This is a genomic window from Pseudomonas fluorescens (assembly GCF_004683905.1).
GTDB lineage: Bacteria > Pseudomonadota > Gammaproteobacteria > Pseudomonadales > Pseudomonadaceae > Aquipseudomonas > Aquipseudomonas putida_A.
The window spans coordinates 258,242-281,771 of record NZ_CP038438.1 but is presented as its reverse complement, the minus strand read 5'-3'; the positions used below and the strand labels follow the sequence as shown (position 1 = coordinate 281,771).

Annotated in this window: 21 protein-coding genes; 10 read left to right on the top strand and 11 right to left on the bottom strand. The window is 60.8% G+C overall.

Features of this window, described 5'->3' with window-relative positions:
* Positions 1–2: 2 nt before the first annotated feature.
* The 9 genes from tcyN to E4T63_RS01200 all read left to right on the top strand — a co-directional run bounded on the left by tcyN (position 3) and on the right by E4T63_RS01200 (position 9,669).
* Positions 3–752, top strand: a complete 750-nt coding sequence (gene tcyN, locus E4T63_RS01240) for an L-cystine ABC transporter ATP-binding protein TcyN (protein ID WP_123585659.1) — start codon at positions 3–5, stop codon at positions 750–752.
* A 465-nt stretch (positions 753–1,217) separates the two neighbouring features.
* The gene (locus E4T63_RS01235) at positions 1,218–1,982 is read left to right on the top strand and encodes a hypothetical protein (protein WP_098966657.1); all 765 of its coding nucleotides are present in this window, start codon (positions 1,218–1,220) and stop codon (positions 1,980–1,982) included.
* 395 nt (positions 1,983–2,377) lie between these two features.
* Positions 2,378–3,619, top strand: a complete 1,242-nt coding sequence (locus E4T63_RS01230) for an SfnB family sulfur acquisition oxidoreductase (protein ID WP_135294736.1) — start codon at positions 2,378–2,380, stop codon at positions 3,617–3,619.
* A 23-nt stretch (positions 3,620–3,642) separates the two neighbouring features.
* Positions 3,643–4,836: an SfnB family sulfur acquisition oxidoreductase gene (locus E4T63_RS01225; protein ID WP_135294735.1), complete on the top strand. Its 1,194-nt coding sequence runs from the start codon at positions 3,643–3,645 to the stop codon at positions 4,834–4,836.
* Complete coding sequence (locus E4T63_RS01220; protein ID WP_134785178.1) at positions 4,836–6,194, top strand: LLM class flavin-dependent oxidoreductase; 1,359 nt, start codon at positions 4,836–4,838, stop codon at positions 6,192–6,194. The genes E4T63_RS01225 and E4T63_RS01220 overlap by 1 nt, the downstream gene beginning before the upstream one ends.
* A 120-nt stretch (positions 6,195–6,314) precedes the next feature.
* Positions 6,315–7,124, top strand: coding sequence for a MetQ/NlpA family ABC transporter substrate-binding protein (locus E4T63_RS01215; protein WP_098966650.1), 810 nt, complete (start codon positions 6,315–6,317; stop codon positions 7,122–7,124).
* 2 nt (positions 7,125–7,126) lie between these two features.
* Complete coding sequence (locus tag E4T63_RS01210) at positions 7,127–8,248, top strand: methionine ABC transporter ATP-binding protein (RefSeq protein WP_135294734.1); 1,122 nt, start codon at positions 7,127–7,129, stop codon at positions 8,246–8,248.
* Positions 8,238–8,882, top strand: coding sequence for a methionine ABC transporter permease (locus tag E4T63_RS01205; protein ID WP_027611182.1), 645 nt, complete (start codon positions 8,238–8,240; stop codon positions 8,880–8,882). Before E4T63_RS01210 ends, E4T63_RS01205 begins: the two co-directional genes overlap by 11 nt.
* A gap of 157 nt (positions 8,883–9,039) precedes the next feature.
* Entirely contained in the window at positions 9,040–9,669 is a 630-nt protein-coding gene (locus E4T63_RS01200) for a class I SAM-dependent methyltransferase (RefSeq protein WP_098966646.1), read from the top strand.
* Positions 9,670–9,771: 102 nt separating this feature from the next.
* Here E4T63_RS01200 and E4T63_RS01195 read toward each other — a convergent pair whose 3' ends face one another.
* The 3 genes from E4T63_RS01195 to E4T63_RS01185 are packed head-to-tail and all read right to left on the bottom strand — an operon-like array spanning position 9,772 to position 14,986.
* On the bottom strand, positions 9,772–12,825 hold the full coding sequence (locus E4T63_RS01195; RefSeq protein ID WP_027611180.1) for an efflux RND transporter permease subunit: 3,054 nt from the start codon (positions 12,823–12,825) through the stop codon (positions 9,772–9,774).
* Positions 12,822–13,886, bottom strand: coding sequence for an efflux RND transporter periplasmic adaptor subunit (locus E4T63_RS01190; RefSeq protein ID WP_135294733.1), 1,065 nt, complete (start codon positions 13,884–13,886; stop codon positions 12,822–12,824). The genes E4T63_RS01195 and E4T63_RS01190 overlap by 4 nt, the downstream gene beginning before the upstream one ends.
* Positions 13,883–14,986: an efflux RND transporter periplasmic adaptor subunit gene (locus E4T63_RS01185; protein WP_096797448.1), complete on the bottom strand. Its 1,104-nt coding sequence runs from the start codon at positions 14,984–14,986 to the stop codon at positions 13,883–13,885. The genes E4T63_RS01190 and E4T63_RS01185 overlap by 4 nt, the downstream gene beginning before the upstream one ends.
* 260 nt (positions 14,987–15,246) lie before the next feature.
* On the opposite strand from E4T63_RS01185, the gene E4T63_RS01180 reads away from it, so the two are divergent.
* Positions 15,247–16,443: an AAA family ATPase gene (locus E4T63_RS01180; RefSeq protein ID WP_135294732.1), complete on the top strand. Its 1,197-nt coding sequence runs from the start codon at positions 15,247–15,249 to the stop codon at positions 16,441–16,443.
* A gap of 244 nt (positions 16,444–16,687) precedes the next feature.
* Here E4T63_RS01180 and E4T63_RS01175 read toward each other — a convergent pair whose 3' ends face one another.
* The 8 genes from E4T63_RS01175 to E4T63_RS01140 form a co-directional block, all read right to left on the bottom strand.
* Positions 16,688–17,569 (bottom strand): transporter substrate-binding domain-containing protein, encoded by an 882-nt coding sequence (locus E4T63_RS01175; protein ID WP_135294731.1) that lies wholly within the window; start codon positions 17,567–17,569, stop codon positions 16,688–16,690.
* Positions 17,566–18,348 carry an amino acid ABC transporter ATP-binding protein gene (locus E4T63_RS01170; protein ID WP_098966639.1) on the bottom strand — a complete coding sequence of 261 codons (783 nt, stop codon included), beginning with the start codon at positions 18,346–18,348 and terminating at the stop codon, positions 17,566–17,568. The genes E4T63_RS01175 and E4T63_RS01170 overlap by 4 nt, the downstream gene beginning before the upstream one ends.
* Positions 18,345–19,004 carry an amino acid ABC transporter permease gene (locus tag E4T63_RS01165; protein WP_135294730.1) on the bottom strand — a complete coding sequence of 220 codons (660 nt, stop codon included), beginning with the start codon at positions 19,002–19,004 and terminating at the stop codon, positions 18,345–18,347. The genes E4T63_RS01170 and E4T63_RS01165 overlap by 4 nt, the downstream gene beginning before the upstream one ends.
* Positions 18,985–19,650, bottom strand: coding sequence for an amino acid ABC transporter permease (locus E4T63_RS01160; RefSeq protein WP_123375646.1), 666 nt, complete (start codon positions 19,648–19,650; stop codon positions 18,985–18,987). Before E4T63_RS01160 ends, E4T63_RS01165 begins: the two co-directional genes overlap by 20 nt.
* Positions 19,651–20,303: 653 nt before the next feature.
* The gene (locus E4T63_RS01155) at positions 20,304–21,101 is read right to left on the bottom strand and encodes a MetQ/NlpA family ABC transporter substrate-binding protein (RefSeq protein WP_027611172.1); all 798 of its coding nucleotides are present in this window, start codon (positions 21,099–21,101) and stop codon (positions 20,304–20,306) included.
* Positions 21,102–21,268: 167 nt separating this feature from the next.
* A complete protein-coding gene (locus E4T63_RS01150; RefSeq protein WP_096797445.1) occupies positions 21,269–22,201 on the bottom strand; it encodes a sigma 54-interacting transcriptional regulator in 933 nt (310 codons plus the stop codon).
* Positions 22,202–22,257: 56 nt separating this feature from the next.
* Positions 22,258–22,839 carry an alpha/beta hydrolase gene (locus tag E4T63_RS01145; RefSeq protein ID WP_135294729.1) on the bottom strand — a complete coding sequence of 194 codons (582 nt, stop codon included), beginning with the start codon at positions 22,837–22,839 and terminating at the stop codon, positions 22,258–22,260.
* Between the two features lie 289 nt (positions 22,840–23,128).
* The gene (locus tag E4T63_RS01140) at positions 23,129–23,530 is read right to left on the bottom strand and encodes an ExbD/TolR family protein (RefSeq protein ID WP_003220570.1); all 402 of its coding nucleotides are present in this window, start codon (positions 23,528–23,530) and stop codon (positions 23,129–23,131) included.

The window sequence follows — 23,530 nt, the reverse complement described above, 5'->3', positions numbered from 1 at the left end:
CCATGATTGTCGTGGAAAAACTGACAAAGCAGTTCAAGGGTCAAGAGGTGCTCAAGGGCATCGATCTTGAGGTGAAGGAAGGCGAGGTCGTGGCCATCATCGGCCCCAGCGGTTCGGGCAAGACCACGTTCCTGCGCTGCCTGAATTTCCTTGAGGAGCCCACCAGCGGCCGGATCAAGGTCGGCGATATCGAGATCGATACCAGCCGCCCGCTGAGCCAGCAGCAGAGTCTGGTGCGTAACCTGCGCCAGCACGTGGGTTTCGTGTTCCAGAACTTCAACCTGTTCCCCCACCGCACCGCACTGGAAAACGTCATCGAAGGGCCGATCGTGGTCAAGAAGATGCCGCGCGAGCAAGCCGTTGCCCTGGGCATGAAGCTGCTGGCCAAGGTCGGTCTGGCCGGCAAGGAAGATGCGTATCCGCGTCGTCTGTCCGGCGGTCAGCAACAGCGCGTGGCGATTGCCCGGGCGCTGGCGATGGAGCCGGAAGTGATCCTGTTCGACGAGCCGACCTCGGCCCTCGACCCGGAACTGGTGGGCGAAGTACTGGCGACCATTCGCGGTCTCGCTGAAGAAAAACGCACCATGGTCATCGTCACCCACGAAATGGGTTTCGCCCGCGACGTGGCCAACCGTGTGGTGTTTTTCGACAAGGGCGTGATCGTCGAGCAAGGCGAAGCCAAGGCGTTGTTTGCCAACCCGAAAGAAGAACGCACTAAACAGTTTCTCAGCAAGTTCCTGAATCACGCCTGAGATACTTATTGCCTTGAGTCATTAACTTCCATGGACGGAAGTTTTACTTACCGCGCCTGAAAACTTCCAAATCCCTCCAGCTTAAACCTGTCAAAACAATACATATATGTTCTGCAACAGATACAAGTAATCTGCGGCGCGCTTTCGTGCCTGTGAAATGATCTAAATCGACCGGCACAAAAATCGCAAAACTCGCGAAAAACCGTAGTTCCATTCGCCATCACCGCTAGGCAGGATGCCTCATCAGCGTAGGACGCTTCTGATTAATCGGTAATTCACAGATTAACTAAGGCACTCTATTGACACTCTTTCCGGCACGCTCTTATCTAGTCGCCAACCGGCACCCATTAGTTGAATCAACGCTTACTCAGCCCGAACAATGTTCACGGTTGTATTACCGATCCATCACGCCTTTTGTTGTTTCAAGAAACGGAATTCGCTGCAAGACTTCAAGGAGAGAACCCGATGACCCGCACTTCGCACGCCCCCGAACTGGCAGCGCCGAATCTGGCGTCCGCATCCAAAAACGCCATCAATCTGACCGCTGCCGCGCATTTGCTGATCGATGTCCTGCCCTACTCCGGCATGGACGCCGGTGATCTGATCGAACTGTTCTGGAACAACTGCTACGTCGCCTCGCGAGTCTTGACCAGCGAAGACGTCGGCGCCTCGATCAGCCTGCGGGTGCCGGAAAGCTTTATCGCCAGTGGCACCGCACGGATTCACTATCGAGTGATGCAGATCGGTCAGGGACCGGCGCTGTCGGCGGCAACGCGGGTTCAGGTCAAGCTCGACTGCCCCGGCGGCCAGCCTTCGCCGCTGTGCGGTGACGAGAATCAGCAACTGGCGCCCGTCACGCTGCCCGACACCATCCGCCGCCAGGGCGTGAACCCCAATCAGATCAAACGCGGCGTGCCGCTGACCATCGAACCCTACCTGAACATGGCCGAGGACGACGCCATCACCTTGCGCTGGGGCGACGTGCGTATGGACCTGGCCCGGATCACCGCTGCCGATGTTGGCCTGCCGATTCAGGTCTGGGTGCCACCGGCAGTGATCGTCGAGGGCGGTGAGGATCTGCGCCTGGACGTGACCTACTGCGTCATCGACTGGGTGGGCAACAACTCACGCTGGGCGCCGCCCCGGACGCTGAAGATCGGTTGCGTGAATCCTTATCTGAAGGTGCCGCTGCGCCAAGCGCTGAAGGCTGCTGAATCGACCAAGGATTGATGCCGCATTCCTGTGCTCATGGGGCTTTGTAGTGAGGTGATTTAGCGAAACGTCGCACCGCCCCGATGGACTGCGAAGCAATCCCGTTTTTTATGACTCAGAAAAGGCCGCTGCGCGGCCTGTCGGGGATGAATCCCCTCACCACAGTTTGTATTGCCACGGCTGAGAGACTGTTAACCAACCCGACCACCGCCCCTTCTATACATATTCCTAAAAGTTAGTTTATTTAATATTTATACACGCTTAGGGTATATGAACCGGACCACCGGACATTCTTTCGTTCGCCGCACTTTTGCGGCGTTTTTCATGAGATGTGAGGTAGGTAGTATGGTCCGGAACACAATCACCCCAGTGCAGATCGCCAGGGCATTGCGTGCAGCCAAGGAGCGGCACTGATGTCCAGCCTGGCAGACGCAAATCTCCAGTCTGATCTGGACATCGCCCCACTGTTGTTGCCCGCGCAGGTTTTGCGCAACGACGCCCAAGCCATCAAGGCTGCCCACGAACTGGCGCAAGTCGCCCGTGTGCAGGCCGCCAAACGCGACCGCCAGCGCAAGCTGCCGTGGTCGGAAATCGAACAGTTCACCCGCAGCGGCCTCGGCAGCATTGCCATCCCGCGTGAGTACGGCGGCCCACAGGTTTCATTCGTCACATTGGCCGAAGTGTTCGCGATCATTTCCGCGGCCGATCCGGCGCTGGGACAGATCCCGCAGAACCAGTTCGGCATTATCAATCTGGTACTCGGCAGCGCCACCGAAGCGCAGAAAAAACAGCTGTTCCAGAGTGTTCTGGAAGGTTGGCGGATCGGCAATGCCGGCCCTGAGCGTGGCACCAAAAACACCCTGGAATTGAAAGCGCGCATCACCGCCGACGGCGACGATTACGTGATCAACGGCCAGAAGTTCTACTCCACCGGCGCGCTGTTCGCGCACTGGGTGGCGGTCAAGGCGCTCAATGACGACGGCAAACAAGTGCTGGCCTTCGTCCGCCGTGGCACCCCGGGCCTGCGCATCGTTGATGACTGGTCGGGCTTCGGTCAGCGCACCACCGCCAGCGGCACGATTCTGCTGAACAACGTGCGCGTCGAGTCGAGCCTGGTCGTCGATAACTGGAAAATCAACGAGAAGCCCAATACTCAAGGCGCCGTGTCGCAGCTGATTCAGGCAGCCATCGACGCCGGCATCGCCCGTGGCGCCATCGACGATGCCATCGAGTTCGTCAAAACCCGCGCGCGGCCCTGGATCGAAGCCAAGGTCGAGCGCGCCAGCGATGACCTCTACGTGATCGCCGACATCGGCAAGCTGAAAATCGAACTGCACGCGGCTGAAGCACTGTTGCGCAAGGCCGGCAAAGTGCTCGACCAAGTCCATGCCGCGCCGCTGACCGCCGAGTCCGCCGCCCGCGCTTCGATTGCGGTGGCCGAAGCCAAAGTGCTGACTACCGAGATCTCGCTGCTGGCCAGCGAAAAACTCTTCGAACTGGCCGGCAGCCGCGCGACCCTCGCCGAATTCAACCTCGACCGCCACTGGCGCAACGCCCGGGTGCACACCCTGCACGACCCGGTGCGCTGGAAATATCACGCGGTCGGCGCCTATCGCCTCAACGGCACTCTACCGGCTCGCCATTCCTGGATTTAACGACCAGACATCTGGAGAAGCATATGACTTATTCTCACCCCGTCGCGGTCATCACCAGCGATGAGCAAGCCCTGATCGTCGCCAGCGACCTGGCCGAAGATTTCAAACGCGACAGTGCCGTGCGCGACCGTGAACGCCGCCTGCCACTGCCGGAACTCGACGTGTTTTCCCGCTCCGGCCTGTGGGGCATCAGCGTCCCCAAGGAGTATGGCGGCGCCGGCGTGTCCAACGTGACCCTGGCCAAAGTCATTGCCCTGATCGCTCAGGCTGACGGCTCCCTCGGGCAGATTCCACAAAACCACTTTTACGCCCTTGAAGTGCTGCGCGTTAACGGCAGCCACGAGCAGAAACAGCGGCTGTACGCCGAGGTGCTGGCCGGCCAGCGCTTCGGCAACGCCTTGGCGGAACTCGGTACCAAAACCGCCCACGACCGCGTCACCAGCCTCAAGCGTGACGGCGACGGCTATCGCATCAACGGGCGCAAGTTTTACGCGACCGGCGCGATCTACGCGCAGCGTATCCCGACCTCCGTGGTCGATGAAAATGGCGTGCAGCAACTGGCCTTCGTCCCGCGTGACAGCAAGGGCCTGACGGTGATCGACGACTGGAGTGGTTTCGGTCAGCGCACCACCGGCAGCGGATCCGTGGTGTTCGAAGACGTCTACGTTGCCGCCGAGGACGTAATACCGTTTCAGAGCGCTTTCGAGCGTCCGACCACGGTCGGCCCGCTGGCGCAGATCCTTCACGCCGCCATCGACACCGGCATCGCTCGCGCCGCTTATGAAGATGCGCTGCACTTCGTGCGCAGCAAGACCCGGCCATGGATCGACTCCGGTAACGACAAGGCCACCGAAGACCCGCTGACCCTGAAGAGCTTCGGCCACTTGAGCATTCGTCTGCACGCCACCGAAGCACTGCTGGAACGCTCCGGCGAATTCCTCGACAAGGCCCAGGCCGAGACCAATGCCGAAACCGTCGCTGCCGCCTCGATTGCCGTCGCCGAAGCACGGGCGATCAGCACCGAAATCTCGCTTGCCGCCGGCAGCACGCTGTTCGAACTGGCCGGCAGTCAGGCGACCCTGATCGAGCACGGCCTCGACCGCCACTGGCGCAACGCTCGGGTGCACACCCTGCACGACCCGGTGCGCTGGAAGTATCACGCGGTGGGCAATTACTACCTCAACGATGAAAAGCCTCCGCTGCGAGGAACCATCTGATGAGCGCCGCAAAAAAGAAGATCCTGCTCAACGCGTTCAACATGAACTGCATCGGCCACATCAACCACGGCCTGTGGACGCATCCACGCGACACGTCGACGCGCTACAACACCATCGAGTACTGGACCGAGCTGGCGCAGTTGCTGGAGCGCGGTTTGTTCGACGGACTGTTCATCGCCGACATCGTCGGCGTGTACGACGTCTACCAGAACTCGGTGGACGTCACGCTCAAAGAGTCGATCCAGTTGCCGGTCAACGACCCGCTGCTGCTGGTGTCGGCAATGGCCGCCGTGACGAAAAATCTCGGCTTCGGCCTCACCGCCAACCTCACTTACGAGCCGCCCTATCTGTTCGCCCGACGCATGTCGTCGCTCGATCATCTGAGTCGTGGTCGGGTCGGCTGGAACATCGTCACCGGTTACCTCGACAGCGCCGCCAAGGCCATGGGCCTGCGCGAACAGGTCGAGCATGACCGGCGCTACGATCAGGCCGACGAGTACCTCGAAGTGCTCTACAAACTCTGGGAAGGCAGTTGGGAAAACGGCGCGGTGCTCAATGACCGTGAGCAGCGCATCTATGCGCAGCCGGAGAAGGTGCACAAGGTCGAACACCATGGCGAGTTCTATCAGGTCGAGGGTTATCACCTCTGCGAGCCGTCGCCGCAGCGCACGCCGGTGCTGTTCCAGGCCGGCAGTTCTGATCGTGGTTTGCTGTTCGCCGGGCGTCACGCCGAGTGCGTGTTCATCAGCGGCCAGAACAAGCCGTCGACCAAAGTGCAGGTGGACAAGGTCCGCGCCAGCGCCGTCGAAGCCGGACGCAATCCCGAGGACATCAAGGTGTTCATGGGCCTCAACGTGATCGTCGGCGCGACCGAAGAAGCCGCGTGGGCCAAGCACGCCGAGTACCTGAGTTATGCCAGCGCCGAGGCCGGCGTCGCGCATTTCTCAGCCTCCACCGGCATCGACTTTTCCCAGTACGAAATCGACGAACCGATCCAGTACGTCAAGAGCAATGCCATCCAGTCCGCGACCAAGAACCTGCAGAACAACGACTGGACCCGACGCAAATTGCTCGATCAGCACGCCCTCGGTGGCCGCTATATCACCGTGGTCGGCTCGCCTGAGCAGGTGGCGGATGAACTGGAAGCGTGGATCGCCGAAACCGGGCTGGACGGCTTCAACCTGACGCGCATCGTGACCCCGGAAAGCTATGTCGATTTCATTGAGCTGGTGATTCCGGAGCTGCAACGGCGTGGGTCGTACAAGACTGCGTATGACAGCGGCAGTTTGCGCGAGAAGCTGTTTCACGGGGCGGCGCAACTCCCAGAGCAACACATCGGGTCTTCATTTCGCCACTAAAAGCTTCGCGAGCAAGCCCGCTCCCACAGGGGGAACGCATTCCAAAATGTGGGAGCGGGCTTGCTCGCGAAGAGGCCCAAATAGACACCACAAACTTATGCACTGACTGGAAAAATCACCATGACCAAGAAACTTCTGTCCCACCCAGTCAAAGCACTGGCCCTGGCCTTCGGCCTGTTCAGCTCGGCGGTGTTCGCCGCCGATGCACCCCTTAAAATCGGCACCACCGCCGCGTTCGCCATTCCACTGGAAGCCGCCGTCGAAGAGGCCTCCAAACAAGGCCTGAAAGTCGAGCTGGTGGAGTTCACCGACTGGATCGCACCGAACGTCAGCCTCGCCGCCGGCGACATCGATGTGAATTACTTCCAGCACATCCCGTTCCTCGAAAACGCCAAGGCCGCCTCCGGTTTTGACCTGGTGCCGTTCGCCCCGGGGATCATCAACAACGTCGGCCTCTATTCGAAAAAATACAAAAGCTTCGACGAGTTGCCTGAAGGCGCCAGCGTCGCCATCGCCAACGACCCGATCAACAGCGGTCGCGGTCTGCAACTGCTGGCCAAGGCTGGTCTGATCACCCTGAAACCGGGGGTCGGCTACAAGGCCACCGAAGACGACATCGTCGCCAACCCGAAGAAGATCAAGATCCTGCAAGTCGAAGCCGTGCAACTGGTGCGCGCCTACGATGACGCCGATCTGGTCCAGGGCTACCCGGCCTACATCCGTCTGGCGAAAACCTTCGATGCCGGCTCGGCGCTGCTGTTCGACGGTCTCGACCACAAGGAATACGTGATCCAGTTCGTCATCCAGCCCAAGAGCAAGGACGACCCGCGCCTGATCAAATTCGTCGACATCTACCAGCACTCGCCGGCCGTTCGCGCCGCGCTGGATAAGGCTCACGGCAAGCTGTATCAGGCCGGTTGGGAAAGCTGAACATGACGGCCGCGATCCAACGGCGACTGGAGATTCCAGAGCCAGAAAATGCTGAAAAAACCGAACTGCATCCCGAGCTGAATCGCGCCCATGTGCGCTTCATCGGCCTGGGTAAAACCTACGCGGGTCGGCAAGGCCCGGTCGCGGCCCTGCAAGGCATCGATCTGGCGATCCAGCGCGGCGAGGTGTTCGGCATCATCGGTCGCAGCGGCGCCGGCAAGTCGTCGCTGATCCGCACGATCAATCGTCTGGAGCAACCGACTTCGGGGCGGGTGCTGATCGATCAGGTCGACATCGGCGAGTTCGACGAAGACCGTCTGGTCGCCCTGCGCCGGCGCATCGGCATGATCTTCCAGCACTTCAACCTGATGTCGGCCAAGACCGTGTGGCAGAACGTCGAACTGCCGCTGAAAGTCGCGGGCGTGCCGAAGGAACAGCGGGAAAAAAAGGTCCGTGAACTGCTCGAACTGGTCGGCCTGCAAGCCAAGCACAAGGCTTATCCGGCGCAGCTTTCCGGTGGACAGAAACAGCGAGTCGGCATCGCCCGCGCATTGGTGCATGATCCGGACATTCTGCTCTGCGACGAGGCCACTTCAGCGCTCGATCCGGAGACCACCCAATCGATCCTCGGCCTGCTGCGCGAGATCAATCAGCGCCTGGGCCTGACGATTGTTTTGATCACCCACGAAATGGCGGTGATCCGCGAAATCTGTGACCGCGTGGTGGTCCTGGAACACGGGCGGATCGTTGAGCAAGGCCCGGTCTGGGAAGTGTTCGGCAATCCGCAGCACGAGGTCAGCCAGACCTTGCTCGCGCCGCTGCAACACGCACTGCCGGAAGAATTGCAAAGCCGTCTGCATGCTCAGCCACCCTCCCCGGGCGCGGCGGTGGTGCTGCGTTTGCAGTTCACTGGCAGTGCCGCCGACGAGCCGGATCTGGCGGCGCTGTTCGCCGCCCTCGGTGGACGCGTGAAGTTGCTGCAGGGCGGCGTTGAGCGGATTCAGGGCCACGCGCTGGGACAACTGTTGCTGGCGGTCAGCGGCTCGGCCCTGAGCGCCGAACAATTGCGTGAGCGCGCCGGGCAGTGGGCGCAACGAGTGGAGGTATCGGGTTATGTGGTTTGATCGTTTGCTGCAGGGATTCATCGACACCTTCCTGATGGTCGGCGTGTCGTCGCTGATCGCGTTGCTGGTGGGGATCCCGATGGCGGTGATTCTGGTCACCAGCGACAAGGGCGGGATCTACCAGGCGCCGCTGCTCAACCGGGCGCTGGGCGCGTTCGTGAATCTGTTCCGCTCGATCCCGTTTCTGATTCTGATGGTCGCGCTGATTCCATTTACCCGACTGATTGTCGGCACCACGTACGGTGTGTGGGCGGCGGTGGTGCCGCTGACCATCGCCGCGACGCCGTTCTTTGCGCGGATTGCCGAAGTGAGTCTGCGTGAGGTCGATCACGGCTTGATCGAGGCGGCGCAAGCCATGGGCTGCCGGCGCTGGCACATCGTCTGGCATGTGCTGTTGCCTGAAGCGCTGCCGGGGATCGTCGGCGGGTTCACGATTACGCTGGTGACCATGATCAACTCGTCAGCCATGGCCGGGGCGATTGGTGCCGGGGGGCTGGGCGACATCGCTTATCGCTACGGCTATCAGCGCTTTGACAGCCAGATCATGCTGACGGTGATTGTGTTGCTGGTGGCGTTGGTGGCGGTGATTCAGTTGGGTGGAGATCGTCTGGCACGGGGCCTGAACAAGCGCTAAGTCATGCCGCACCTCTGAAACCGCTATCGCGAGCAGGCTCACTCCTACAGGGGACGCATTTCAAATGTAGGAGTGAGCCTGCTCGCGATGGGCTGCGCAGCGGCCCCGCTGGTTGGCGTATATTCGGCGAATCCCAACTGCCGCGCAGCCCTCGACCATGAAGCAAACCCCCACCGATCTGGAACAGATCACCGCCACCACCCTCGGCCACTACAACTCGGTGGCCGAAGACTTCCGCGAAGGCACCCGCGACCACGATGTCAGCCAGAACATCGACGCGCTGCTACGGCATATCCACGGCACTGCGCCGTTCACGATTCTCGATTTCGGTTGCGGCCCGGGGCGCGACTTGCAGGCGTTCACCCGCCTGGGCCATGTCGCGGTCGGTCTCGATGGCGCGGAAAAATTTGCGCAGATGGCCCGCGAAGACAGTGGCTGTGAAGTGTGGTGTCAGGACTTTCTGAAACTTGATCTGCCGGCCGAGCGCTTCGACGGAATCTTCGCCAATGCGGTGCTGTTTCATGTGCCGTTGCAGGAGTTGCCGCGAGTGCTCAAGCAGTTGCATGGCACGTTGAAACCGGGCGGGGTGTTGTTCAGTTCCAATCCTCGCGGGGATAACCGTGAGGGCTGGAACGGGCCGCGCTATGGTTCGTACCACGATCTGGAAGCGTGGCGCGGGTTGCTCACGGCAGCGGGGTTTGTCGAGCTTGAGCATTACTACCGGCCGGCGGGATTGCCGCGCGAGCAACAGCCTTGGCTGGCCAGCGTCTGGCGTAAATCTGCGTAGTCAGTTCTGACGCGTTCGCGAGCAAGCCCGCTCCCACAGTTGGAATGCGTACCTCCTGTGGGAGCGGGCTTGCTCGCGAATAGAGTGCGTATCGCTCGCTCTTTAGCGGGTCTCTTTCTGCGGTTCGCGAATCTTGTACCAGGCCACATACAGCGCCGGCAAAAACAGCAGGGTCAGCAACGTCGCCACCACGATCCCGCCAATCATCGCGTAGGCCATCGGCCCCCAGAACACTTCCCGGGCAATCGGAATCATGCCCATGCTCGCCGCCGCCGCGGTCAGCAGGATTGGTCGGCGGCGGTGCTCAGTCGCTTCCACCACTGCATCCCACGGCGCGGAGCCGTTGCGCTCGAACTCATCGATCTGCGTCACCAGAATCACCGAGTTGCGGATGATGATGCCGATCAGCGCCAGAATCCCGAGGATCGCCACGAAGCCCATCGGCGTCCCGGTCGGCACCAGCGCCAGCACCACGCCGATCAGCCCCAGCGGCGCGACACTCGCCACCAGGAACATCTTCTGCACGCTGTGCAGCTGGATCATCAGGAAGGTCGCCATCAAAAACAGCATCAACGGCAGCACCTTGGCGATCGGTCCCTGGGCTTTGCCGCTTTCCTCGACCGTACCGCCGGTGGCGACTTTGTAGCCGACCGGCAGTTTTTCAGCGAAGGCATCGATCGACGGCTTGAGCAGTTTCACCAGATCGGTCGGCTGGATCTCATCACGCACCGAAGCCTTGATGGTGATGGTCGGCAAGCGGTCGCGACGCCACACCAGCGGCTGCTCCAGCTCATAACGCACAGTGGCGAACGCCAGCAGCGGAATCGACGTGCCGTTGGGTGTGACGATCTGCAGGTTCTGCAGGGTTTCCGGCGTGCCGCGTTCCGAGTTCACCGCCCGGCCGACCACGTTGATCAGGTAAATGTCGTCGTTGACCTGGGTCAACGGCGAGCCGCTGACGATGCTGTTCATCAACTTCGCCACATCTTCCGAGGACAGCCCGAGCTGACGCGCCTTGTCCTGGGCGATGTCGATGCGCAGGACTTTGCCCGGCTCGTTCCAGTCGTAAATGATCTCGCCGATGTGTTCGTTCTTGTCCAGCTCGGTCGCCAGATCAATGGCGTGCTTGCGCACCTGATCGATGTCCTTGCCGCTGACCCGATACTGAATCGGACGTCCCACCGGCGGGCCCATTTCCAGCGCCTGCACGTAACTGCCGATGCCGACGAAGTCTTTGTGCAAACGCTCGCGCAGGCGTTGGCTCAGCGCCTCACGGGCCTCGAAATCCTTGCTGACGATCACCAGTTGCGCGTAGTACGGGTTCTGCAATTGCTGGTCGAGCGGCAGGTAGAAACGGATCGCACCCTGACCGATGTAGGTGCTCCAGCGCACGATGTCCGGATCGCCCTTGAGCGTGGCTTCGAGCTTGTCCACGGCCTTGCGGGTTTCGTCGATCGAGGCGTTTTGCGGCAGGTTCAGGTCGACGAGAATTTCCGGGCGATCCGACGACGGGAAGAACTGGTTCTGCACAAAGCGCATGCAGAACACCGCCAGCACAAACAGCAGCACGGTGATGCCGATCGCCCACCAACGATTGCGCATGCACCACAGCAAACCACCGTTGAACGCCCGACCGATGCGGCCCGGCTCGGCTTCATGGGGCTTCACGTTGGTGCTGAGGATGTGCACGCCGATCACCGGCGCAAAGAACACCGCCACCACCCACGACACCAGCATCGCCACCGCGATCACCGCAAACAGGGTGAAGGTGTACTCGCCGGCGGAGCTGGCGTTGAGGCCGATGGGCACGAAACCGGCGACGGTCACCAGCGTACCGGTGAGCATCGGGAATGCCGTCGAGGTGTAGGCGAATGTCGCCGCCTGCTCCTTGGTCTCACCCATTTCCAGGCGCGTGACCATCATCTCCACGGTGATCATCGCGTCGTCCACCAGCAGGCCAAGGGCGATGATCAGCGCCCCGAGGGAAATCCGCTGCATGGTGATGCCGCTGTATTCCATGAACACGAAGACCATCGCCAGCACCAGCGGAATCGAGCACGCCACCACCAGCCCGGCGCGCACGCCGAGGCTGATGAAGCTAACCACCAGCACGATCACCACCGCTTCGAACAGCGCACTGGTGAAACCGCCGACCGCCTCTTCCACCACCACGGCCTGATCGGACACCGTATGGACGCCGACGCCAACCGGCAAATCAGCGGTGATCTGGTCGATCCGCTGGTGCAGCGCCTTGCCGAATTCCTGGACGTTACCGCCCTTCTGCATGGCAATCGCCAGACCGATTGCCGGCTTGCCGTCGAAACGGAATTCCGGCGTGGCCGGGTCGACGTAACCGCGACTGATGTCGGCGACATCGGCCAGACGATAGAAGCGGTCATTGAGCTTGAGATTGACCTCGGCCAGATCCTTCTCCGAAGCGAACTGCCCCGAGGTGCGCACCGAAATGCGCTCCGGGCCGGCCTCGATCACCCCCGCCGGGGTCACGGCGTTCTGCGATTGCAGGCTCTGCACCACCTGACGCTGGTCGATGCCCAACGCGGCGAGTTTGCGGGTGGAGAAGTTCAGGTAAATCACTTCGTCCTGCTGGCCGATCATTTCGATTTTGCCCAGCCCCGGGACGTTGCGAATCTCGGCGCGGGCCTGCTCCACATAGTCGCGCAACTGGCGCATGGTCAGGCCGTCGGCGGTAAACGCGTAGACCGAGCCGTACACATCGCCAAACTCGTCGTTGAACCCGGGGCCTTGAATGCCCTGGGGAAACTGGCCGCGAATGTCATCGATCTTCTTGCGCACCTGGTACCAGATCTCCGGGATGTCCTTGGCGCTGGTGGTGTCGCGCAGGTACACGTAGACCGTAGATTCACCGGGGCGTGTGTAGCTTTTCACGTAGTCGAGGGAGTCGAGCTCCTCGAGCTTTTTCTCGATGCGATCGGTAACCTGCTTGAGGGTTTCCTCCTGGGTCGCGCCCGGCCATTTGGTCTGGATGACCATGGTCTTAATGGTAAACGAGGGGTCTTCTTCACGGCCCAGATTGAAGTACGAAAACACCCCCATCAGCAGCGCGACAAACATCAGATACCAGACGAACGACTGATGCTTGAGGGCCCATTCGGAGAGATTGAAAGAGCCTTTCATTGACTGTCCTCGTCGAGTTTCACGGCTTGTCCGGGTTTGAGACTGTTGACGCCTGCGGTGACCACCTGCTCGCCGGACTTGACCCCGCCGGCCAGCACCACCGTGCCGTCGGTACGGCTGATCACGCTGACGTCACGGGGAGCGACGGTTTTGCTTTGGGTGTCGATCACCCAGATGCGGGTCTTGCCGTCGGCTTCCTGCAGGGCGGTGGCAGGTAATTCGATGCGCGGCTTGATCGCTGAACTGAGGGTCACGCTGATCGCCGTGCCGAGGCGGAAACCGTCCGGCGTGTTGGCCAGGGTCAGCCGTGCGCGGCGGGTGCGCGTGGCGCTTTGGGCCTGCGGTTCGATTTCGCGAATGGTTGCGGTGGTGTTGATGCTCGGGTCGAGTTGCCCGGCCACCAGAAACACCACGTCGGAAGGAATTTCATCGACCAGCGTGTCCGGCAGATCGATCACCGCTTCCTTGATGTCCGGTTGCGCCAGGGTCACCACTTGCTGACCTGCTGTCACCACTTGCCCGGCCTCGGCATTCCACGCGGTGACCACGGCTTTGTGGTCGGCGCGCAATTCGGTGTAACCGAGTTGATCCTGGCTCTGGTTGACCGCCGCGCGCGCCTGATCGAGCGAGGCCTGGGTGGTTTTCAGGTCGGTGGTGGCGATGTCCAGTTGCGCCTGCGCGCCAACCCCGCGATCGAACAGCGCCTGCTGCCGACGGGCATTGGCCTGGGCGTTGATCAGTTGCGCCTGAACCTTGGCCAGGTCACCCTGGGCCGAGCGCAACTGGTTCTGCTGATCGGACGGGTCGAGGGTCGCCAGCAGCGTTCCCTTTTGCACCTCGGCGCCGACATCGACGTTGCGACTGGCAATGCGCCCGCCGACACGGAACCCGGTGTTGCTCTCGTAACGCGCCTGAATGCTGCCGGCGAAACGCCCAAGGGTTTCCTCGTTCAGCGCCTGTACCTTGATCGACAGCACCGGCCGCACCGGCTCCGGTGGCGGCTCGCTTTTCGAGCAGGCGGCCAGCAACACGCCGATGGACAACAGCCCCAGACGCTTCATGGCTGCGCTCCCGGTTGCAGACCTTCGTAGGTGTTTTCGGCGATTTCGACTTTCATGCCCGGGTGCAGCAGTTGCCCACCCGCGACAATCACTTTCTCACCGCCCTTGAGGCCGTCGCTGATGATGACCTTGCCGATCAGGTAGCGGCTGACGGTGACGTTGTGCAGCTGCGCTTCGCCCTTGTCGTCAACCATCCACACCGCCGGATCGCTGATGTTTTTGGTCAGCGCCGACCACGGCAATTCCACCGCCGACTTGCCGCTGCCCTTGGCCGTGGCGCTGACCACCGAGCCGAGCTGCATACCCTGCGGCAGGCTGTCGAGGGTGACTTTGACTTGCACCGTGCCAGACTGCGCCGAAACCGCCGGGGTGATTTCACGCACGGTGCCGGTGGTCTTGATGTTGGGGTTGTCGAGCAGGCTGACGACAATCGAACGCTCCGCCGGGCGCTCAGCAAGCAACGACTCATAAACGTTGAACACCGCGTCACGATCGCCATCGCGGGCCAGTTTGAAAATCGGCGCGGTGGCCTGGACCACCTGGCCGACTTCGGCTTGGCGCTCGGTAATGATGCCGGGGGCGTCAGCGACCAGCGAGGTGTAACTGAGTTGATCCTTGGCATTGGCCAGTTGCGCCTGCGCCGCGCTCAGGGCGCTCTGGCTGCTGCGCAAGGCGGCTTGTGCGGAATCGAACTCGCTCTGGCTGGTGTAGCCCTTGGGCAGCAGCTTCTGCTGACGCACGAACGCCGCCGCACTCTGCTTGACCCGCGCCTGTTCGGCGATGACCTGGGCTTGCGCGGAATCGACGTTGGTCTGCAAATCCTTGGGATCGAGCTTGGCCAGTACCTGTTTGGCGCTGACCCGGTCGCCGACATCGACCATGCGCTGAATGATCTTGCCACCGACCCGGAACGACAGTTCGGTCTGCACCCGCGCCTGCACGTCACCGGTGAGAGTCACGGCAGCGGCATAGTCCGCCGGTTTGACCTCTTGCACAAAGACCCGTGGCAAGTACTCCGCCGGGGCTTCTTTCTTGCCGCAAGCGGTCAGCAACGTGAGCAGGCTCAGCACGACAACTGTTTTCAATCCGGGACTCGCCATGCAGACTCCTTCCTGTGTACGAACGTGCAAGTGACGATACGACTGTGAGCTTAGAACAGGGTTCAACCTTCGCTCGCGGGAATAACGCATTTTCAGAAGGATTTTTGTGGCGAGGGAGCTTGCTCCCGTTCGACTGCGCAGCAGGCGCAAAACCTCTCGAATCGGAGGTTGGGGCAGCTTCGCAGCCCAGCGGGAGCAAGCTCCCTCGCCACAGGGGTGCAGGCACGGCACACTATCGGTTCCGGCAGAAGGAAACGCCCATGCTCAAGACCCTCGCGGTGGCCAATTACCGCTCGATCAACAAACTGGTGATTCCGCTGGGCCGGCTGAACCTGATCACCGGCCCCAACGGCAGTGGCAAGTCCAATCTCTATCGGGCCTTGCGCCTGCTGGCGGAGACCGCCCAGGGCGGCGTGGTCAATGCACTGGCCCGCGAGGGCGGGCTGGATTCGACCTTCTGGGCCGGGCCGGAAACCATCAGTCGGCGCATGCGCAACGGCGAAGTGGCGGTCGAGCCGACGGTGCGTCAGGGCGTCAAACGTCTGCGCCTGGGGTTTGCCGGCGAGGATTTCAGCTATTCGATCAGCCTCGGATTGCCCGACTCCAACGGACATTTCATGCTGCCGGGGGACACTCATCCCAGCCCCTCGCGCTTCAGTCTCGATCCGCAGATCAAGCGCGAATGCATCTGGGCCGGGCCGCTCTATCGCCCGGCCAGCCTGCTGGTGGATCGCAACGGCCCGATGATTCGCGCCCGCGAAGGCCGCAGCTGGGACGTGCTGGCGCAGCACACCCCGAATTTTGACAGCCTGTTCGATCAGATCGGCAGCCTGCGCAGTTCGCCGGAGGTGTTCCAGATGCGCGAGTTCATCCGCCGCTGGCGCTTCTACGATCACTTTCGCAGCGACGCCGACGCCCCGGTGCGCCAACCGCAACTGGGTACGCGCACGCCGGTGCTGCACCACGACGGCCGCGACCTCGCCGCAGCCCTGCAGACCATCAATGAAATCGGCGACCCCGAGGCGTTGCAGGCGGCGATCAGCGACGCGTTTCCCGGCGCACGGCTGAACATCGCACCGCTGGCCGGCGGACGTTTTGCCATCGAGTTTTATCAGGAAGGGTTGCTGCGGCCATTGTCGGCGGCAGAGTTGTCGGACGGCACGCTGCGCTATCTGCTGCTGATCGCCGCGCTGCTGACGCCACGCCCGCCGTCATTGATGGTGCTGAACGAACCGGAAACCAGTCTGCATCCGGATCTGTTGCCGGCGCTGGCGCGCTTGATCATTCGCGCTTCGCAGGCTTGTCAGGTGTGGGTGGTGTCGCATGCGCGACGGTTGATTTCGGCGTTGCAGGAAGATCCCGAATGCAACTGCATCGTGCTGGAGAAGACACTGGGGCAGACCGGAATTGTTGGCCAGCGGGTGCTGGATGAGCCGGCGTGGAACTGGCCGGATTGAGCGTTTCAGCCCAAAGCCCCTCACCCTAACCCTCTCCCGGAGGGAGAGGGAACTGATTGGGGAATGCTGGTGAATTACGCCGACCTGAAAATGCTTCCGTGAATCCATAATCGACTCGGTCGTTCAGGTCGATGCAGGACGCAACACACCTCGCTCGGCTCCCTCTCCCTCCGGGCGGTCCGACGTTTCGGGAGGGCTGGGGTGAGGGGTTGCTCTTCAGCCTCACCGCCGACCTGTCAGGCAATCACCCCTGCCACTTGCCACCCTCGACAATCACACTCTCAGGCTGGGTGTCATCGCTCAGTTCTTTACGCACATATTGGTCATACAGCTTGAGCAGGTATTTCTCTTCACCCAACTTGGCCAGTTCGGTATTCACCCAGTCACGCAGCTCGACATTGCCCTTCTTCACCGCCGGGGCAATCGGTGCTTCGGCGCCGAGTTTTTCCTCCAGCACGCGGTAGCCCGGGTTCTGCTTGGCCCAGCTGAACAGCACCAGATTGTCCTGCGCGTAGGCATCACCACGACCGTTGGCCAGTGCTTGCAGCGACTCGGAGTTTTTCTCGAATTTCAGCAGTTTCCAGTCCGGATGATTCTTGGTCAGCCAGATGTCGGCGGTGGTGCCGGTGGTGACGATGGTGGTGCGGGTCGCCAGGTCATCGAGTTTTTTCACCGAGCTGCCTTGCGGTACCAGTGCCTGCACCGCGACCTTGAGGTTCGGGTTGGTGAATTCCACCGCTTCCTTGCGCTCCGGGGTCACGGTCATGTTGGCGAGGATCAGGTCGACCTTGTCGCTCTGCAGGAACGGAATGCGGCTCGCCGGTTCCACGGCCACGAACTCGACCTTGTTCTCGTCGCCCAGCAGATCCTTGGCGAAGCGCCGACCGATGTCGGTGTCGAAGCCGACGTAGCGCCCGGCCTCATCGACGAAACCGAACGGCGGTTTGTCGGTGAACACGCCGACGATCAGTTTGTCGCGGGCTTTGATCTTGTCCAGGTAACCGGCTGGCGCGGTGCTTTCGCTGGCGACTTTCGGCTTGGCCGGTTCTTCGGATTTGTTGCAGCCGGCGAGCAGCGCGAGCCCCAGCAGCGGCAGTAAAAACAGGGATGACTTGGCAGTTTTCATAGCGGTTCCAGTTCCTTTGTCGGATTCGTTTCAGGCAGTGTTGCAACGAAGGAGAACTTCTCCAGAAACTGCTGCGCGCGTGCGGTTTGCGGGTTCGTAAAGAAAATCTCGGGCGGGTTCTGTTCAAGGATGCGTCCGGCATCCATGAACACGATGCGGTCGGCCACCGCGCGGGCGAAGGCCATTTCGTGGGTGACGATCAGCAGGGTCATGCCCTCGCGGGCCAGGCCCTGAATCACTTGCAGCACTTCCTTGACCATCTCCGGATCGAGGGCGGCGGTGACTTCATCGAAGAGCATGACCCGCGGGTTCATGCACAACGAGCGGACGATGGCGATGCGTTGCTGCTGGCCGCCGGAGAGCTGGCGGGGGAACGCATCGCGCTTGTCCGCCAGGCCCACCCGTTCGAGCAAGGCTTCGGCTTGCTGCTGCGCTTCACGGCGCTGGCGCTTTTGCACCTTGAGCGGGCCGAGCAGCAAATTGTCGAGCACGCTCATGTGCGGGAACAGGTGATAACTCTGGAACACCATGCCGATCTGCTGACGCACTTCGCGCCAGTCGGTGACCTTGTCCAGCAGCTCGCGTCCGGCAAATTTCAGGCTGCCGCTGTGTGCGCTTTCCAGGCCGTTGAGGCAGCGCAGCAACGTGCTTTTGCCGCAACCGCTGGGGCCGAGGATGACGATCACTTCGCCGCTGCGCACTTGCAGGTCGATGCCCTTGAGCACCTGCTGCTCGCCGTAGAATTTGTTGAAACCCTGAAACTCGATCAATGCGCTCATGCTTGCGTCCAGCGCCGCTCCAGCACGCGCGAGGCGGCCGACAGCGGGTAGCAGATGAAAAAGAAAAACAGAAACAGCGCGCCGTAGATCAGCACCGATTCGTAGGTGCGCTCGATGATCTGCTGGCCGACCTTGATCAAATCGACCACGCCAATCAGCACCGCCAGCGAGCTGGTCTTGATGATTCGCGTGTAGACGTTAATGGTCGGCGGCGTCATGCGTTTCAGCGCTTGCGGCAGCAGCACGTAGCCGTAGAGCTGCGCAGCGTTCAGGCCGATCGACAGCCCCGCCTCACGCTGCCCGCGCGGTAATGAATGCAATGCACCGCGTGCCACTTCGCCGACCTCGCTGGCGCCCCACAGCGACAGCACCAGCACCGCGCACCAGAAACTGGGCAGGCTCAGGCCGAAAAAAATCGGCAAGCCGAAAAACAGCAGGTACAACCAGACCAGCACCGGGATGGCCCGGAACAACTCCAGATAGACTCGCAGGATCGCGTTCAGCCACGCCACGTTGAGCGTGCGCAGTACGCCGTAGAGCACCCCGCCAACGGTGCTGATGGCGATGCTCAGAAACGAGATCGACAGGGTTTGCCCGGCGCCTTTTGCCAGTTGCGGCAACGACACCCAGAGCAGTTCAAGACCCGAACTGGCCATGCTGAAGCCTCCTTTCCAGACGACTGAGCAAAAGCGACAGCGGTAAGAACAACAGCACGCAGATCAGCGTCAGCACGGCGAGCATTTCGTAGGTCTTGTAGTAGAGCGCGATGTAGCTCTTGGTGGTGTAGAGGATTTCCGGCACGGCCACCGCCGAGACCACGGTGGTTTCCTTGAGCAGGAAAATGAAATTGGCGAACAGCGACGGCAAGCTGAGAATCCCCGCTTGCGGCAGGATTACGTAGCGCAGCAACTGGCCGTGGGACAGACCAATGGAGCGGCCCGATTCCAATTGCGCCTGCGGTACCGCATCGACCCCGGCGCGCAGCACTTCGGTGAGGTAGGCGCCGCCGAGAAAAGTCATGGTGATAATCGCCGCGGTGAATCCGGAAACCTTGATTCCCAGCGCCGGCAAGGCGAAGTAGACAAAGAACAGTTGAATCAGCAGCGGCGTGTTGCGCGCCAGTTCCACATAAAGGCCCACCAGTTTTTGCAGGTACGGTGTGCGGAACACCAGGATCGTTGCATTGAGCAGCGCCACCAGCAGCGACGTGCCGATGGCGATGAACCCGACTTGCAGCGTCACGCCCACAGCCTTGAGAAAGGCCGGCAGGGTACTGAGGATAAATGCGTAATCGAAAGTCATGAAGCATCCTGGACGTCGCTCGGTAAGCGGCGGTCATGCAGTCCATGGACAGCGGGTAACTGTCCGGCAGGCGCTGACTTTATAGGTATAAAAAAAAGAATTTAAATACCGTTAAAGCATATTGATATCACGCAAAAAACTATCCTGTGGGTTTGCCGGGAAGGAATAAGAAGGCTATTTTCCCTTGCGCTGTAGGAAGGATCTTTTTTGCATGAAAGCCCTCCAAGGACGAACAGCTTTTGGCCAGACTCCCCCGGCCAAACCATTACAAGGAAGACAACATGGACGTAAAAGTGCCGCAGCGACTGGATCCGCAGGACATCGTGAAATTGCTCGTGGCGTTGCGCCGGGCGTTGAAGGCTCAGGTAACCTGAGGTCAGGATCAACAGCACCCTCACCCCAGCCCTCTCCCCGAGGGAGAGGGGGCCGACCGCAGTGTCGGGCGATTAACATCGACCTGAAAGATCGAGTCGATTATGGATTCGGCAGAAAACTTTCACGTCGGTGTACTTCTACAGCATCCCCCAATCAGTCCCCTCTCCCTTTGGGAGAGGGCTAGGGTGAGGGGCTTTTCAACGCACGCACAAAAACGCCGATGACCATCACTGGCCATCGGCGTTTTCATACCTTGAAGGGGTGGTTCAAGCGTCGGATCAGAACGCCGGCAATACCGCGCCATTGTACTTCTTCTCGATGAACGCTTTGACTTCCGGGCTGGTCAGGGCAGCGGCGAGTTTCTTGATGGCGTCGCTGTTCTTGTTGTCCTCACGGGCTACCAGGAAGTTCACGTAAGGCGAATCAGCGCCTTCGATCACCAGCGCATCCTTGGTCGGGTTCAGCTTGGCTTCCAGCGCGTAGTTGGTGTTGATCATGTCCAGATCAACTTCCTTCAGCACGCGTGGCAGCAGGGCCGACTCCAGTTCCTTGAACTTGAAGTTGTGCGGGTTCTTGGCGATGTCCTTAGGGGTCGCCAGAGCGTTTTTCGGATCTTTCAGCTCGATCAGACCCGCCTTCTGCAGCAGGATCAGCGCACGGCCGCTGTTGCTGCCTTCGTTCGGGATGGCGATGGTCGCGCCGTCTGGCAGATCAGCCAGTTTCTTGTACTTGCTCGAGTAGCCACCGAACGGTTCAACGTGCACGCCTTGCACGGTCACCAGGTACTTGGACTTGTCGTCCTTGTATTTGCCGGCGTTGAAGCTGTCCAGGTAAGGCTTGGTCTGGAAGTAGTTGGCATCCAGACGCTTCTCGCCTACCTGCACGTTTGGCTGCACGTAGTCGGTGAAAACTTTGATTTCCAGATCCACGCCTTCTTTGGCCAGGGTCGGTTTGATCAGCTCGAGAATTTCCGCGTGCGGCACCGGAGTCGCCGCCACCACCAGTTTCTCGCCAGCCTGGGCCAGGGAAGCAGTCAGAGCAGCCGCCAATGCGGTAAACAACAGAACCTTTTTCATGCAGTGTCCTTATCGAGAATCACGGTCGCGAATGGCGACGGCTATTAATACGAGTGCCAGTGAAGTGCTATCTCTGGCGTGAAGCGGACAATACCGGGATTTTTTATTCCCGCACAATAACGTTTATTCACTTTGATATTCCATTTCGTTCATACAGAAGCAAACGGCTACAACTGCTGGCTCAAACCAATCAGCAGATCTTTCAAAGCCTTACGTTCGTCGACGCTACCGCCGATGTTGATTTGTGCCACCAGTCGTTCGATCTGAAGCTGCGGCCCAGACACTTCGGGCAGGTTCAGGTGCTCTGGCAGGATTTCATCGCCGGTGCTGACCAGCAGCGCAAAGTGAATGACGTTTTCCAGCTCGCGGGTATTGCCCGGCCAGCTGTGTCGCTCCAGCAGGTGCTGCGCCGCTTCGCTGATCAATGGCACCGGCAGATCCAGGCGCTGGCTGTAGATGCCGAGGAAATACTCCGCCAGCGACAGGATGTCGCCAATCCGCTCGCGCAGCGCCGGCAATTCCAGCTGACCTTCGCTGAGGTAGTGGTAGAGCCGTTCGTGGAATTTTCCGGCGTCCACCGCTTGTGCCAGATCGATGCTGGTGGCTGCGACCAACCGCACATCCACCGGGCTTGGCTGATGCGCGCCGACGCGGGTGACTTCGTGGTTTTCCAGGGCGGCGAGCAGTTTGATCTGGATCGGCAACGGCAGATCGCCGATTTCGTCCAGATACAAGGTGCCGCCATTGGCCGAACCGAACCAGCCGGCCCGACTGCTCGCCGAACCTGTATAGCTGCCGGCGGCATAGCCGAATAGCTCGGCATCGGCGTAGGTCGGGCTGATCGCACCGCAGTTGACCGAGACGAACAGACCGCTGCGATCACTGGCTCGGTGAATGTGACGGGCGAGCAACTCTTTACCGGTACCGGTCTCGCCACGGATCAATACCGAGATGGCACGCGGCGCCAGGTGCTCCAGCTCCTCACGCAACTTGCGGGAACGGGGATCGACGAACACCAGCGCCTTGGCGCGAATGCTCAGGGGACTTTTTTCCGCATCGGGAAAGGTCAGCAACGGCTGACCGAACGTTTCGAAACTCATGGCAGACTCCCGCCCAGAACCGCCGGCAGACGGGGGCGTTCAGAAAAGAAAAAGGTTCAAGCGCGACGCCGGGCGTGGTGTTCCATACGGTTCTGCAGGCGATACAGATAAGCGAAACCCTGCTCCCAACGCTGATGCCCGGACTTGACGTTGATGTGCCCGGCCCCGGCAAGAATTCCCGCCTCGGCGCCCCAGTTGCGCGCCAGCTCCAGGGCACGCGGGGCGCTGACGGCGGCGTCGTTGTCGGAACTGACCACCTGGCTGGGGAACGGCAACAGATCGGTCGGGATCGGCGCGAAATTGCGCAACGCAGGCGCGCAGGCCGGACGCTCGACATCGGCAGGTGCGACCAGCAACGCGCCGCGCACCTGACGCAGGTATTGCACGGGCGCGGTGGCAGCCCAATGCGCAACGGTGACGCAACCCAGACTGTGAGCAATCAGGATCACCGGTGTGCTGTCGGCGGCAATCGCTTCGGCCAGCGCCGCAACCCAGTCTTCACGGCGCGGGGTCAGCCAGTCGGCCTGCTCCACGCGTGCGCTGTTGGGCAGGCTGTGCTGCCAGTGGGTTTGCCAATGATCTTCTGGCGATCCTTGCCAGCCCGGCACAATCAGGTAGCGGATTGATTCGTTGCGCATGGGGAGCTCTCCTGCGTCGTGTCTGTTCCTGATCGAGTATAGGGACGGGATTTATATTCGTTAAGGAATAAGAAGCTATTTATTAAGATCCGAAAAGAATATTAGAGATACACCTGTGGGAGCGGGCTTGCTCGCGAAAGCATCAGCTGCATCGACATAGATGTTGGCTGAGCCACCGCATTCGCGAGCAAGCCCGCTCCCACAATAGGTCGGTGGGTGGCTTGTTTTGCGGGATAAAAAAAGGGCCGCACCCTGCCAAGGAGACGGCCCCGGAAAAACGTAAATCCTGTTACCGCGCGGTGATCACCGACAATTTGGTAATCCCTGCCCGCTCGATCGAAGCCATGGCCCGCGCCACTTCGCCGTAGTTCACCCCGTCGTCGGCCTGCAATTGCACGCGCACTTCCGGGTCCTTGGCCTTGGCCGACTTGAGGTTGAATTCCAGCAAGTCCGGCTGGATTTCATCCTTGTTGATAAACAGTTTGCCGGCGCCGTCGATGCTCACCACCAGCGGATCTTTCTGCTCGACCGGTGCTACCGCTTCGGTCTTCGGCAGGTTGATCGGGATTGCGTTGGTCAGCAGCGGCGCGGTGACGATAAACACCACCAGCAGCACCAGCATCACGTCCACCAGCGGCGTCACGTTGATCTCGCTCAGCACCTCGTCGCTGTCTTGCGTGGAGAAGGCCAT